At 62.0% G+C, this 13,547-nt stretch carries 14 protein-coding genes; 9 read left to right on the top strand and 5 right to left on the bottom strand.

The window, feature by feature from the left end:
* Positions 1 to 203: 203 nt before the first annotated feature.
* The 3 genes from HX899_RS02255 to HX899_RS02245 form a co-directional block, all read right to left on the bottom strand.
* Positions 204 to 1,373: an alpha-D-ribose 1-methylphosphonate 5-triphosphate diphosphatase gene (locus tag HX899_RS02255; RefSeq protein WP_181291595.1), complete on the bottom strand. Its 1,170-nt coding sequence runs from the start codon at positions 1,371 to 1,373 to the stop codon at positions 204 to 206.
* 144 nt (positions 1,374 to 1,517) lie between these two features.
* Positions 1,518 to 2,111 carry an NUDIX domain-containing protein gene (locus HX899_RS02250; RefSeq protein WP_138387607.1) on the bottom strand — a complete coding sequence of 198 codons (594 nt, stop codon included), beginning with the start codon at positions 2,109 to 2,111 and terminating at the stop codon, positions 1,518 to 1,520.
* Entirely contained in the window at positions 2,108 to 4,312 is a 2,205-nt protein-coding gene (locus HX899_RS02245) for a molybdopterin oxidoreductase family protein (protein WP_181291594.1), read from the bottom strand. The genes HX899_RS02250 and HX899_RS02245 overlap by 4 nt, the downstream gene beginning before the upstream one ends.
* 16 nt (positions 4,313 to 4,328) lie before the next feature.
* Here HX899_RS02245 and HX899_RS02240 point away from each other — a divergent pair, with 16 nt between their 5' ends.
* Both HX899_RS02240 and HX899_RS02235 read left to right on the top strand, forming a co-directional pair.
* A complete protein-coding gene (locus HX899_RS02240) occupies positions 4,329 to 5,198 on the top strand; it encodes a 23S rRNA (adenine(2030)-N(6))-methyltransferase RlmJ (RefSeq protein ID WP_181291593.1) in 870 nt (289 codons plus the stop codon).
* 60 nt (positions 5,199 to 5,258) lie between these two features.
* Positions 5,259 to 5,855 (top strand): glutathione S-transferase, encoded by a 597-nt coding sequence (locus HX899_RS02235; RefSeq protein WP_181291592.1) that lies wholly within the window; start codon positions 5,259 to 5,261, stop codon positions 5,853 to 5,855.
* A gap of 85 nt (positions 5,856 to 5,940) precedes the next feature.
* Here the strand turns inward: HX899_RS02235 and HX899_RS02230 are convergent, their stop codons facing one another.
* The gene (locus HX899_RS02230; protein ID WP_138328343.1) at positions 5,941 to 6,576 is read right to left on the bottom strand and encodes an outer membrane protein; all 636 of its coding nucleotides are present in this window, start codon (positions 6,574 to 6,576) and stop codon (positions 5,941 to 5,943) included.
* Between the two features lie 363 nt (positions 6,577 to 6,939).
* Here HX899_RS02230 and HX899_RS02225 point away from each other — a divergent pair, with 363 nt between their 5' ends.
* The 5 genes from HX899_RS02225 (at position 6,940) to HX899_RS02205 (ending at position 11,503) form a co-directional block, all read left to right on the top strand.
* Complete coding sequence (locus HX899_RS02225) at positions 6,940 to 7,707, top strand: SDR family oxidoreductase (RefSeq protein WP_138387611.1); 768 nt, start codon at positions 6,940 to 6,942, stop codon at positions 7,705 to 7,707.
* Entirely contained in the window at positions 7,704 to 9,746 is a 2,043-nt protein-coding gene (gene uvrC, locus HX899_RS02220) for an excinuclease ABC subunit UvrC (protein ID WP_181291591.1), read from the top strand. The genes HX899_RS02225 and uvrC overlap by 4 nt, the downstream gene beginning before the upstream one ends.
* A 192-nt stretch (positions 9,747 to 9,938) precedes the next feature.
* Complete coding sequence (gene pgsA, locus HX899_RS02215; RefSeq protein WP_003547103.1) at positions 9,939 to 10,529, top strand: CDP-diacylglycerol--glycerol-3-phosphate 3-phosphatidyltransferase; 591 nt, start codon at positions 9,939 to 9,941, stop codon at positions 10,527 to 10,529.
* Positions 10,526 to 10,780, top strand: a complete 255-nt coding sequence (gene moaD / locus HX899_RS02210) for a molybdopterin converting factor subunit 1 (RefSeq protein WP_017959832.1) — start codon at positions 10,526 to 10,528, stop codon at positions 10,778 to 10,780. The genes pgsA and moaD overlap by 4 nt, the downstream gene beginning before the upstream one ends.
* A gap of 261 nt (positions 10,781 to 11,041) precedes the next feature.
* Positions 11,042 to 11,503, top strand: a complete 462-nt coding sequence (locus tag HX899_RS02205) for a molybdenum cofactor biosynthesis protein MoaE (protein ID WP_181291590.1) — start codon at positions 11,042 to 11,044, stop codon at positions 11,501 to 11,503.
* A gap of 1 nt (position 11,504) precedes the next feature.
* Here the strand turns inward: HX899_RS02205 and HX899_RS02200 are convergent, their stop codons facing one another.
* Entirely contained in the window at positions 11,505 to 12,401 is an 897-nt protein-coding gene (locus HX899_RS02200; RefSeq protein WP_138387614.1) for a branched-chain amino acid ABC transporter permease, read from the bottom strand.
* A gap of 65 nt (positions 12,402 to 12,466) precedes the next feature.
* Here HX899_RS02200 and HX899_RS02195 point away from each other — a divergent pair, with 65 nt between their 5' ends.
* Positions 12,467 to 13,015, top strand: a complete 549-nt coding sequence (locus HX899_RS02195) for a CGNR zinc finger domain-containing protein (protein WP_181291589.1) — start codon at positions 12,467 to 12,469, stop codon at positions 13,013 to 13,015.
* On the top strand, positions 13,012 to 13,515 hold the full coding sequence (locus tag HX899_RS02190) for a hypothetical protein (RefSeq protein WP_181291588.1): 504 nt from the start codon (positions 13,012 to 13,014) through the stop codon (positions 13,513 to 13,515). The genes HX899_RS02195 and HX899_RS02190 overlap by 4 nt, the downstream gene beginning before the upstream one ends.
* Positions 13,516 to 13,547: the final 32 nt, after the last annotated feature.

Here is a 13,547-nt window from a genome sequence, read left to right as displayed (position 1 = left end):
ACGCCATCATCAGGGACGGACGACCATGGCAAAACGCTTGACAAACAAGACAGTCGCTCTCCCCGTAAACGGGGCGAAGGGACCATGCCGCGCCCTCTCCGTTCCCACCTCGCTCTCGCAGGGCACGTCCCCTCTCCCCGTTCTTTACGGGGAGAGGGCTAGGGTGAGGGGCAGTCATTCGAACCGCAGCCTTGGGCGAGATGCTACGCCGCCAGCGCCCGCAACGGATGCAGTGTGCCGTCGCTGTAGACGAAGCGGCCGGCGCGGAAGGTGGCGCGGATGCGATTGATATCACCCGGCTCGACCACGACCAGATCGGCGCGTTGGCCGATGGCGATCTCGCCACGATCCGACAGACCGGCGGAACGGGCCGCATTGCCGGTCGCCATGGCGACGCCTGCCGGCAGGCCGCCTTCCACCATGTCGGCAAGCTTGAAGATGCCGGGCACGAAGGCAGCCGGATGATAATCGGCGGCGATGATGCTCAGCAATCCGGCCCTTGCAGCATCGAGCGCGCTGAGATTGCCCGACATCGACTGGCCGCGCAGCGCGTTCGGCGCGCCCATCAACGTCCAGAGGCCGCGACGGCGCGCCTCCTCCGCCGCAGGTGCAGTGACCGGAAACTCGCTGATGGTGACGCCGAGATCGTGCATCTCGGCGACTTTTTCGGCGCTGTCATCGTCATGCGAGGCAAGCGACAGCTTGTGCTTCAGCGACAGCGCGACAATCTCCTTCAGCTTGGCCTCGATGTCTGGATTGCTGCGCATGGCGATGCGCTTGGCAACGATCTCCGCCGCCATTTCCTCGGAGATGGCGCGGCGCTCGGAAATGCTGAGGATGTAGCTCTGCAGGTTGTTGTACTGTCCCTGGCCCGGCGTGTGGTCGGTGAGCGAGACCATGTCGATCTGATCGGCATTCAGCAGGCGCTCGAGCGCAGGAGCTGCACCAACATTGGTGATTTCGTAGCGGGCGTGGACGCGGTGGTCGATCAGCAGATCGTCGCGCAGGCGATTGATGCCCTCGATCACCGCTGATGTCGTCTCCAGCGAACGGACGTGGCCGTAGACGCTTTCGGTCGCAAAGGAGACGGCGGCAAACGCCGTGGTGACACCGGCGGCGGCAAGCTTCTTGTCGAGTTCGTGGATACCGAAATCGATCGGCATCGTCGCGTTCGGCCGTGGGGCGATCTCGCGCTCGATCATGTCGCCGTGGAGATCGACGAATCCCGGCATCAGCAGCCGCCCGCCGCCATCGATGGCAGCGCCGGCGACCGGCTCCGGCCTGATCTCGGCGATGGCGCCACCCTCAACACACACGGAACCTTCACTCACCACTTCGTTTGGGAGAACGAGGGTGAAATTGCTGAGCCACATGGGCTTTCTCCTGACCGCATTCGATGATTGACAGACCGCAGCGGATAGAACCGCTTCGTGACAGTCGTATGAAATTTTGCGCCGTATCACCTTAAAGCGGAAACTTGCGCTTTGGAAATGATCCGATGCGCTCGCCCCGCAGATTCAGGCCGTCAGCCTTGCCCTATTCAACATGGCCCATTGCAGAAGCACGATCGTTTTGACGTCGAAGATCTCGCCGGTTTCGATCATCGCTGCCGCCTCGTCGAGCGGGATCTCAAGGACTTCGATATCCTCGTGTTCCTCGTCCAGGCCACCGCCTTCGGCCACGCGGTCGGCGATGTCGACGAGGGCTGCGAAGAAATGCACGACCTCGGTGACGGCACCCGGCGATGTATAGGATCTGAACAGGAAGCGCGCATCGCGCAGGCGATAGCCGGTCTCCTCCATCGCCTCGCGACGGATCGCCGCTTCGGGATGGTCATCGTCGAGAAGGCCGGCCGGCACCTCGATTATCCAGGCGGCATCGCCGTTGAGATGAACGGCGAGGCGGAATTGGCGGACGAGAACGACGAGGTCGCGCTTGGGATCATAAAGCAGGATGCAGGCGGCCGGCGTGCGGTGGTAGACCTCCCGCTTCAACCGTTGGGTTGCGCCCTTGCGGTCGATATAGTCGAGGAGGTAGCTGCTCAGCCGCGTCCACCCATTCGACAGTGTTTCTTCGCTGACGATCTTCACGCGTGATTTCGGCTGCATCATGCTGCGTCCCTGCGAAGCCAGACCTTGTTGTCATGGACGGCCGCCCCGCCATAAGGCGCGACAGGGTCGGCGCCGGTCAAGACGTTGATGCCCTCGCCGTCAACATGCGCCTTGTTCGGCCAGAGGCCCTCGGCAATCAGCACGCCTGACTTCACTTCGGTAGTGATACGGGCGTGGATGCGCAGATCGCCGCGGCTGTTGCCGATTCGGACAAGATCGCCATGGACGATTCCGTTGGCTTCGGCGTCGGCCGGATTGATCATCACCTCGGGGCGGCCTTCCTTCTGGCGGGAGGTCTTGGTCTCGGAAAAGCTCGAATTCAGGAAGTTGCGCGCCGGCGACGTGGCGAGCCGGAAGGGATGCTCGGCATCGGCGACTTCGATGACATCGACCTGATCAGGGAAGGCCGGAAGCGCAGCGTGCGGACCGAGCGCGCCGATCGCGGCCGGCGGTTTGTTCGGCGCCGGCTGATTGATCCAGTCCGGGCGGAAATGGAACTTGCCATCCGGATGGGCAAAACCGTTCAGATAATGCGCCTCCTCGAAAGCGGGCTGGCGATCGAACCATTTATGTTCGAGGAAATGGTCGTAGCCCGGCAGGCCGCTCGATTCGAGGATGCGGTCGACCATCTCTCGGGCGGTGAAGCCGAAGCCGGGGCGATCGGCGACGCCGAGGCGTTTGGCAAGTTCCTCGATGACGAAGAGATTGGTGCGCACGGTCGGCGGCGGTTCGACCAGCTTCGGCCCCAGCAGGATATGGTTCTGGCCGCCGGCGCGGTAGATGTCGTCATGTTCGACGAACATCGTTGCCGGGATGACGATATCGGCGATCTCGGCCGTTTCGGTCATGAACTGCTCATGCACGGCGACGAAGAGGTCCTTGCGGGCAAAGCCGCGTCTGACGAGGCGCTGCTCGGGGGCGATGTTTGCGGGATTGGTGTTCTGGATCAGCATAGCCGTCACCGGACCGCGGTGGCGCAGCGCCACGGCATCGCCGGTCAGCACGCGGCCGATCTGCGACTGGTCAAGCATGCGGATATCGGCATCCTTCATCGACCGGCCGGTCAGTTCCGCGCCGTTCATGCGGAAGATATCGCTGTTCGAATGGAAGGCGCCGCCGCCCTCATATTGCCAGGAGCCGAGAACGGTGGCGATCGAGGCGGCCGCATGCATGGCGACCGCGCCGTTGCGCTGGCGGGTGAAGCCGTAACCCAGGCGGAAGAAGGTCTTCTTCGTCGTGCCGACGAGGCTGGCGAAGGCTTCGATCTCCTCGACCGAAAGGCCGGTGATGGCAGCGGCCCATTGCGGCGTCTTCGTTTTCAGATGCGCTTCGAGACTCTCGGGATCATCGGCGTATCTCGCCATGTACGCGCGGTCGGCGTAACCGTCGCGGAAGGCGATGTGCATGACGGCGCAAGCGAGTGCGGCGTCGGTACCCGGCCTGACGATCAGCGCCATGTCGGCCTGCTTCATCGTCGGATTGTCGTAAATATCTATGACGACGATCTTCGCGCCGCGCTCCTTGCGCGACCTGATGGCGTGGGTCATCACATTGACCTGGGTCGACACCGCGTTGGTGCCCCAGATGACGACGCAATCGGTGCGGCCCATCTCGCGCGGATCGGGACCGCGCAGCGTGCCGGTCGCCATGGTGAAGCCGGTCCAGGCGGGGTTGGTGCAGATCGAGGAGAAGAAGCCGGAGTAGCGCTTGGCATGACGCAAGCGATCGATGGAATCGCGCTGCACCCAGCCCATGGTGCCGGCGTAGAAATAGGGCCAGATCGCCTCGCTGCCGTCCCTTGCCTCGGACTTCACAAAGGCTTCGGCGATCTCATCCAGCGCATCGTCCCAGGAAATCTGCTGCCACTGCCCTGCCCCCTTGGCGCCGGCGCGGCGTAGCGGATGCATCAGGCGGTCGGGATGGTAGAGCCGCTCGGCATAACGGGCGACCTTGGCGCAGATGACGCCCGACGTGTAGGAATGGTCGCCCGCGCCGCGCACACGGCCGATGCGGCCATCCTCCGATATCTCGACCTCCAGCGCGCAGGTGGAGGGACAGTCATGCGGACAGGCCGTGTGGCCCACCCTGTTGTCCGGCTTTTCTGATTTGGCTTGGATGGGGGTCGCAATGTTCATGGCATTTGTATATTCCAAGGCTTGCACGGCCAAAAGCCACAAAAATTTCCCATGACGCGAATTCATACGGACATCAGCGAAAATGAACTACCGCCACATCTATCACGCGGGCAACTTTGCCGATGTGCTGAAACATGTCGTGCTGACGCGGCTGATCCGTTACATGCAGAAAAAGGATGGCGGGTTCCGCGTGCTCGACACGCATGCTGGCATCGGGCTCTACGACCTCTCCTTGGAAGAAGCGCAGAAAACCGGCGAATGGCTCGATGGCATCGGCAAGCTGATGGAGGCAGACCTCGGCCCTCAGGTTTCCGAACTGCTGGAGCCCTACCTCTCGGCGATCCGTGAACTCAATCCTGAGGGCGGCATCCGTTTCTATCCCGGCTCGCCGAAACTTGCGCGCATGCTGTTCCGGCCGCAGGACCGGCTGTCGGCGATGGAACTGCATCCAGAGGACTATGTCAGGCTGCACCGGCTGTTCGAGGGCGATCACCATGCCCGCATCACCGAGCTTGACGGCTGGCTGGCGCTCGGCGCGCATCTGCCGCCGAAGGAGAAGCGCGGCATCGTCCTCGTCGATCCGCCCTTCGAGGAAGAGGACGAATATCAGCGGCTGGCCGAGGGGCTGGAAAAGGCCTATCGGCGCTTTCCCGGCGGCACCTATTGCCTGTGGTATCCGCTGAAGAAGGGCGCGCCGATCAAGGAATTCCACGAGGCCCTGCAGGCGCTCGACATCCCGAAGATGCTCTGCGCCGAACTTGCCGTTCGCAGCGACCGCGGCATTACGGGACTGACGGGCTCAGGCCTCGTCATCGTCAACCCGCCCTTCACGCTGAAGGATGAGTTGCACCAATTGCTGCCCGCATTGAAGGACCATCTGGCGCAAGACCGTTTTGCCTCGCACCGCGCCTTCTGGCTGCGCGGCGAGAACAAGGCGGTCAAAGACGATTGACCGGGCAACCCGCTTCGGGAATAGTCCGCGCCGCAGTTCCACAGTCTCATCAGGTGTCCCATGAAGCTCCTTTGTTCGCCCGCCTCGCCCTATTCCAACAAGGTACGGATGGCCGCGCATTTTCTGGGCCTGGAGGTAAACGCCATCCGGGTCGACACCAATACCGGACCGGCGATCCTGGTGGACAACAATCCGCTCGGCAAGATCCCGACGCTTCTGACCGATGACGGGATCTCGATATACGACAGCGTGGCGATCATGCATTATTTCGACCGGCTGACGAAGGGCGGGCTCTACCCTTCGAAGAACGGCAAGCGCACGGATGCGGAAATCATCGAGGCGCTCTGCGACGGCATCTGCGACTGCCTGCTGGCGATCGTCTACGAGCGGCGCTTCCGCGACGAGGAAAAGGTTCATCAGCCGTGGATAGACCGGCAGTGGAAGAAGGCGACGAGCGGGCTCGCTCATCTCAGCGCCAATCCGCCGAAAACAGGCAAGAAGCTCAATGGCGGGCATTTCGCGCTGGCCGCCACGCTCGATTATCTCGAGCTGCGCTTCAAGGACCAGTGGGAAGCCGATCATGCGCCGCTGATCGACTGGCAGCGGCAGTTCGACAAGAAATTCCCGGCCCACAGCGAGCTCAAGTCTGAGGGCTGAGCGGGCTCAGCATCTGGAGCAACGAGCAGACAGCAAAAAGCCGGGCGACGTGCCCGGCTTTTCCATGTTCGGATATTCAACCAGCTTAGAACTTGACGCCGATACCGAGCTTGACGCTGTTCTCGTCGTAACCGCGCGAGAAGCTGCCGGAGTCGAGGTCGTAATCCTTGCTCTGGTAGTCGGTGTAGCGATATTCGAGGCGCGTCGTGATGTTGTTGGTCACGAAGGCTTCGACGCCGGCGCCGACCGTATAGCCGAAGTTCGTCTTGCTTTCGTCCGAGGTGTCGTCGGAAACCTTGACGTCGCCGATGGCAAGACCGGCCGTGCCGTAGAGCAGGAATGGGTTCATGTCGTAGCCGACGCGGCCACGGACGGAGCCGTTCCAACCGTACTTGTTCTTGACGCCGCCTGAGGAGACGTCGTCGCCGCTGTAGCCGAGATCGGATTCAACGCCGTAGACGATCTGGCCCTGCTGCCAGTTGTAGCCGGTGAAGACCTGGCCGCCGAAACCGTAGGTGTGGCGGTCGGAACCGAAGTCACCCATGTTGTAGGTGCCGGCGCCGCCGAGGTAGAAGCCTTCCCAGTTGCCTGCCGGCTTGACTGGTGCGTCCTGGGCGACCGGTGCTTCCGGAATCTGGTCGACGGCATCGGCCGCCTGAGCTGCCGAGACGCCCGCAATTGCAAAAACGGAGGCCATGAGGCCAGCAATGAGTACACGCATACTTAATCTCCTTTCAGTCCCGCGCCGCTTGTCATCTGTCTATCAGTGAAGCATTGGCGGGATATTGCCAGATGTCCCTTCCGGATCGAGACTGAAATTGGAACTCAAATGCGGATTTGAAAGAGCCAAATTGTGATATCATTGTGGCTGCCGCATGGCTGAAATTCGATGTTGCTTTAGCGCAACATACATTTCATTAACCCTACTGAAGTGTTAAACTTAAAATACTTATTTTAAGAAATCGCATTCTTAAATAATACATAGAATACCCCTCCCCGACGCAACCGCAACGGCCTATTTATATAATCTCCGCCGGCGCCTATATAGTCTGCAGACAGACTCGCGGGATCAGAAGGCACGATTTTGAACCACAAAAGACTTCGCTCGGCCCTCATAACAGGGGCTGCTAAAAGAATAGGCCGGGCAATCGCCGAAGACCTTGCTGCAAATGGCTTTTCCGTTGCCATCCACGCGAACGGCTCCATCGGTGAGGCCGAAGAGCTGGTGGCGCAATTGCGGCAGAAGGGATATCGGGCAATCGCCCTTCAGGCCGATCTCACCAATACCGGCGAAACGGCAGAGCTCATTGCCAAGGCGTCGGAAGCGCTCGGCCCCCTCGATCTGCTCATCAATAATGCGTCGGTCTTCCAGCATGATTCCGCGCGTAGTTTCAATGCCGCCACATGGGCATTGCACTTCGACCTGCATGTTCGTGCGCCCTCTATCCTTGCGGCGGCCTTCGCGCAGCAGATGCCCACTGAGGCAGCGGGGCTGATCGTCAATATCATCGACCAGCGGGTCTGGGCGCTGAGGCCCAGCTTCTATTCCTATACCCTCTCCAAATCCGCGCTGTGGACGGCGACGCAGACGCTTGCACAGGCATTGGCGCCACGCATCCGCGTCAATGCCATCGGCCCCGGCCCCTCGATGCCGAGCGAGCGGCAGGCGATGGAGGACTTCCAAGCGCAGGTCTCAGCCCTTATCTTGCAGCGAGGGCCGGCGCTGGAGGAATTCGGACAAACGATTCGCTTCCTTTACGACACGCCCTCGATCACCGGCCAGATGATTGCCCTCGACGGCGGCCAGCACCTCGCCTGGCAGACGCCCGATGTGGCGGAGATTACGGAATGAACGGACGAAAGCTGCCGGATGGCGGCGTTCTCTACGACGACACGGACGAGAGCGAAGACGATATCGAGGTGGAAGGCGACGCTTCCGTCGCCGCGCCGCTTGCGGCTGCTGTCGACTGGAATGCGGGCAGCCTCAATGAAACCGGGCTCCTCGGCGCGGAACTGATCGGCGAATTCGTCAAGCGACTGCCGAACAGTCCCGGCGTCTACCGCATGTTCAATGCCGAGGGCGACGTGCTCTATGTCGGCAAGGCGCGCAGCCTGAAGAAGCGCGTCAACAATTACGCCGTCGGCCGCGTCCATTCCAACCGCATCGCCCAGATGGTGCGCCAGACGGCGAACATGGAATTCGTGACGACGCGCACGGAAACCGAAGCGCTGCTGCTGGAAGCGAATCTGATCAAGCGCTTGCGGCCGCGCTTTAACGTGCTTTTGCGCGACGACAAGTCCTTTCCCTATATCCTCATCACCGGCGACCACCGGGCGCCGGCGATCTTCAAGCATCGCGGTGCGCGAGCGCGAAAGGGCGACTATTTCGGACCCTTCGCTTCGGCCGGCGCGGTCGGGCGGACGATCAACTCGCTGCAGCGCGCCTTCCTGATCCGCACCTGCACCGACAGCGTCTTCGAAACGCGCACGCGACCCTGCCTGCTCTACCAGATCAAGCGCTGTTCCGGGCCGTGCACCCACGAGGTCAGCGATGGGGGGTACGGCGAACTGGTGCAGGAGGCGAAGGACTTCCTGTCCGGCAAGAGCCAGAAGGTGAAGTCGCATATGGCCGAGGCGATGAACCAGGCGGCCGAGGACCTCGACTTCGAGCGGGCGGCGATCTATCGCGATCGCCTGGCCGCACTTTCTCATGTGCAGAGCCATCAGGGCATCAATCCGGCCGGTGTCGAGGAGGCTGACGTTTTCGCCATCCATCATGAGGGCGGCATCTCCTGCATCCAGGTGTTCTTTTTCCGCACCGGCCAGAACTGGGGCAACCGCGCCTATTTCCCGAAGGCCGATCCGCAGCTTTCGAGCGCCGAAGTGCTGAATTCCTTCCTCGCGCAGTTCTACGACGACAAGCCGGTGCCGAAGCAGATCATGCTGTCGCAGACGGTGGAGGAGTTGGAGCTGCTGGCCGCAGCACTCAGCGAAAAGGCCGGCCACAAGGTTTCCATCCTGGTGCCGCAACGCGGCGAGAAGCGGGATCTGGTCGACCATGTCGTTGGCAATGCACGCGAGGCGCATGGGCGAAAGCTTGCCGAGACGGCGTCGCAGTCGCGGCTGCTCGAAGGTTTCAAGGAAACGTTCGGGCTTGCCTATGCACCGCAGCGCATCGAGATCTACGACAACTCGCATATCATGGGCACCAATGCCGTCGGCGGCATGGTGGTCGCGGGGCCGGAAGGTTTCGTCAAGAACCAGTACCGCAAGTTCAACATCAAATCGACCGACATCACCCCCGGCGACGACTTCGGCATGATGAAGGAGGTGATGACGCGGCGGTTCTCGCGGCTGATCAAGGAGGAAGGCATCCCTGACCGGACGGCGCACGTGGCCACCCCCGATGCAGCCGACATGCCCTTCCCGACCTGGCCCGATGTGATCCTCATCGACGGCGGCCAGGGACAGATGACGGCGGTGCGCGCCATCCTTGCCGAACTCGGCATCACCGACAGCGTGACGGCGATCGGCATCGCCAAGGGCGTCGACCGCGATGCCGGGCGCGAACGCTTTTTCCCGCCGGGACGCGAGAGCTTCACCCTGCCGCCGCGCGATCCGGTGCTCTACTTCGTCCAGCGCATGCGCGACGAGGCGCATCGTTTCGCGATCGGCTCGCACCGGGCACGCCGCAAGAAGGAAATGATCAAGAACCCGCTCGACGAGATCGGCGGCATCGGCCCGTCGCGCAAACGCGCGCTGCTCCAGCATTTCGGCACGGCGAAGGCGGTTTCGCGCGCCGCCCTGTCCGACCTGATGGCGGTGGAAGGCATATCGGAAGCCGTCGCCAGGCAGGTCTATAACCATTTCCATGACGACGCCGCGAAATAACCGGCGTCCGTCGCAAATTCCACGCAAAGGCGGTGAAAAGACAGAAAGAATGTTGACGGTCCGCAGCCAAAGCCGTCATCTACCGCATCGGCCCGAGCATGATGCGGAGGTTCTAAAGTGTTACAGTGTCCTTGGCTCGTCTGAAAAGGCGCGCGGCGCTGTAGCGGTGCATCAATTCAGAGAAACGATCCCATGGCATCGCGTGCGTACAGCATTCCCAATCTTCTGACCTACGGCCGCATCCTCGCCGTACCGTTGATCGTTCTCTGCTTCTTCATCGAGGGCAGGCTGTCGATCAGCAATACGGCGCGTTGGGTGGCGCTGTGGATCTTCGTCATCGCCTCGCTCACCGATTTCCTCGACGGTTATCTCGCGCGCATCTGGAACCAGACGTCGAATATCGGCCGCATGCTCGATCCGATCGCCGACAAGCTGCTTGTCGCCTCGATCCTTCTCCTGGTCGCGGCCGACCAGACCATCGCCGGCTGGTCGATCTGGGCGGCGATCACCATTCTCTGCCGCGAGATCCTGGTGTCGGGGCTGCGCGAATATCTGGCGGCGCTGAAGGTCAGCGTACCGGTGACGCGGATCGCCAAGTGGAAGACGACGCTGCAGCTCGTCGCCATCGCCTTCCTGCTCGCCGGCCCGGCCGGCGACGAGATTTTCCCCTATACGACGCAGACGGGCATCGCGCTGCTGTGGATCGCGGCGCTGCTGACCATCTATACCGGCTACGACTATTTCCGCGCCGGGGTGAAACATATCGTGGATGACGAGGAATGACGCGGCTTGTCTATTTCGCCTGGGTGCGGGAGCGCATCGGCAAGGGCGAGGAGGAGATCGACCTCCCCTCCTCCGTCGTCACCGTTGCCGATCTGTTGAATCATTTGAAGACGCTGGGCGAGGAATATGAGACCGCACTTCAATATCCCGACGTGATCCGCGTGGCGCTCGACATGGAGCATGTCGAGCATGACGAGCCAATATCGGGTGCGCGGGAAATCGGGATATTTCCGCCGATGACGGGGGGATGAGCCGGTGATGGTGGTGCCGTGTCGCTACCCCCCTCTGCCCTGCCGGGCATCTCCCCCACAAGGAGGGAGATTGGCTGGGAGTACGAACTTCCCCAAGCAATCAACGTCGCAGCCCGACAAAACTGTAGATGGGCACGATGGTCAAGCCGCCCGTCATCTCCCTCCTTGTGGGGGAGATGCCCGGCAGGGCAGAGGGGGGTTGGCGCGGCACGCCCTCTCCATAGCCTCCGCTACGACATCAAAGCAGTTGGGGATGTTATCATGACCATCACCCCCACCATCCGCGTCCAGCATGAGGATTTCGACCTGCAAGCCGAGGTCGATCGCCTCTCCAAGGGCAAACCCGGGATCGGCGCCGTCGTCACTTTTTCCGGCCTCTGCCGCGATGAAGGCGGGACGCTGGCGGCACTCGAACTCGAGCACTATCCCGGCATGGCGGAAGCGGAGATGCGGCGCATCGGCGATCTTGCCATTGCGCGTTTCGGACTTCTCGGCCTGACTGCCATCCACCGTTATGGAAAGATCGCAGCCGGCGAGAATATCGTGCTCGTCGTCGCAGCCGCACCGCACCGGCAGGCGGCGTTCGACGGCGCCAATTTCGTCATGGACTTCCTGAAGACGGCAGCCCCCTTCTGGAAGAAGGAGCACGCCAGGGATGGCGCCACCGGCGACTGGGTCGCGGCGAAAGACGCCGACGACGCAGCCCGCGACAAGTGGAAATAAGTTAGAGCACCACGCGCTCCCTGCGGCTCATGACCAAGAGCAGGACGAGCAGCGAGAAGACGACCAGATCCCGCCAGACGAAGGGGCCGTAGGCGCCCCACATGGTTTCGACGACGGCAAGCCCGGCAGCGCCGCCCGCCGAGCGCAACGGATCGGAATAGCCGCCGACCGCCGCGATCAGCAGCACCTTCAGCCCGAACATCAGGCCGGCGCCGAAATCCATCGAGCCGTAGTAGAAAGTCGCAAGGATGCCGCAGATGGTGGCGACGAGGGCTGCGGCCCCATAGGCGACGAGAAAGACGCGGTTGGCGCTGGTGCCGCAGAGTTCGGCTGCCAGCGGATCATCGGTAACGGCGCGCCAGACGCGGCCCCAGGCCGTGCGCCTGAGGATCAGCGTACCCAGGACGACGATGGCGCACATCAGTGCCGTGTTGATCAACTGGATATGGGTGAGCGTCACCTTGAATGGGCCGTCGCTCCAGAAGACGACCGTGTCGTTCAGGAATGGCGGCAACCAGATGGCGCGGGTATTGGCGGCGAGCCTGGCGGTCTCCATGAGGACGATCATGATGCCGAGGGCAGCGACGATGACCGTATTCGGCGATTTGCTGACCAGCGGCAGCATGATCGAGCGGCCGATCCATAGGCCCGCCGCCAGCGAATAGACGATGGAAGTGCAGGCGCCGACGGCAAGGGCGGCCGGCAGCACCAGCCAGAAGCGGTTGAAGGCGAGTTCGGTGAAGAGCAGCAGGATCTGGCCCGCGAAGGCAAAGATCGCCCCATAGGTGATGTCGGCCCGCTTCGTCACGCCGAAGGCTACGGCATAACCGAAGGCAAGCGCGGCATAGAGGGCGGCCAGCGGAACCGCATTCGCCAGCTGCTGCAGAAGATAAGCCATTCCAGACACTCCGCGTCACCAAAATTATAACTGGTAAAACCTATTTCACCAGTTATAATTTCACCATGAGCTTTTCCTGGACTCCTCACCGCTTTGCCGGCGGCGTGCTGGCACTCGATGTCGTCAACAGCGTCGTTCTGCGCCACGATGCAACGCGGCGGATCGACCGCTTCGCGGTCAGGGACCAGATGCGGAGCTTTCCGCGCGCCGCCGCCGAATTCTGCGCCGAGCGCGCCCTCTTCGGCGACATCGTGCCGGTGGCGGCGGAAAACGAGGCGGATTTCATCGCGCTGCGGGAAGTGATCGACCTCTATTTCCGCGAGCGTATACTGAATGGCGGCGACGACCAGTTGCTGGCCGGGTTGCTGGAAGCGTTGGCGAAGACATTGCGCGACGCAGGCCCCGACAGCCTGGCCGCGGCGACCGCCCATTCGGTGCTGCGGCTGATCGCCATGCCTGATCCGGAGCGCATGAAGATCTGCGGCAATTGCGGCTGGCTGTTCATCGACCGCAGCAAGAACAGAAGCCGGGCCTGGTGCGACATGGCGGTGTGCGGCAACCGCGCCAAGGCGAACCGTCACTATCGCCGCAAGAAGGAGGAGGAGACGCCATGAGAAAGCATTGGATCGTGATGGCGGTGGTGGCCGGGCTGATGCTGTCAGCCTGCCAGCGCCAGGCTGAAAACCTGGTCGAGGTCACCGGCCATCTCTTCGTCTTCAACTATCGGGTGGCGAGCGCCACCTATCTGCTGACGCTGAAGAAGACGGGGCCCATCCCCGACGGTTCGGTCATCATCGCCGAATTCGAAAATCCGCAAGGAGGCGATCCGCTGGTGCTGAACCAGAAGATCTATCCGATCGACGACAAGATCGCGCTGCAGAGCGAAAACCTGCACTGCGTGCGCAAGGATCGTCCCTATTCCGTGAGTGTCCGATTGGTCGACAAGGACGGCAAGGTGCTGCAGGAATTGAAGACTGAGTTTCGGTCCGACCTCGACCAGACCGTCCTGCCGAGCAAGCCGCTCGTCGTCGGCGCGCTTTATGACAAGAACCCGGAGGTCTTCAAGCCTGACGGCAGCGTCGATTTCTCGAACACCGACAAATGCCCGGCATAGAGAAATGCATGGAAAAAGCCGGAGCAAGGCCC

Origin of the sequence: Rhizobium sp. WYCCWR 11146, from assembly GCF_013591995.1 — a bacterium.
Taxonomy (GTDB): Bacteria; Pseudomonadota; Alphaproteobacteria; order Rhizobiales; family Rhizobiaceae; genus Rhizobium; species Rhizobium indicum.
Note: the sequence above shows the minus strand (reverse complement) of the source record. Positions and strands in the feature narration are given on the sequence as shown.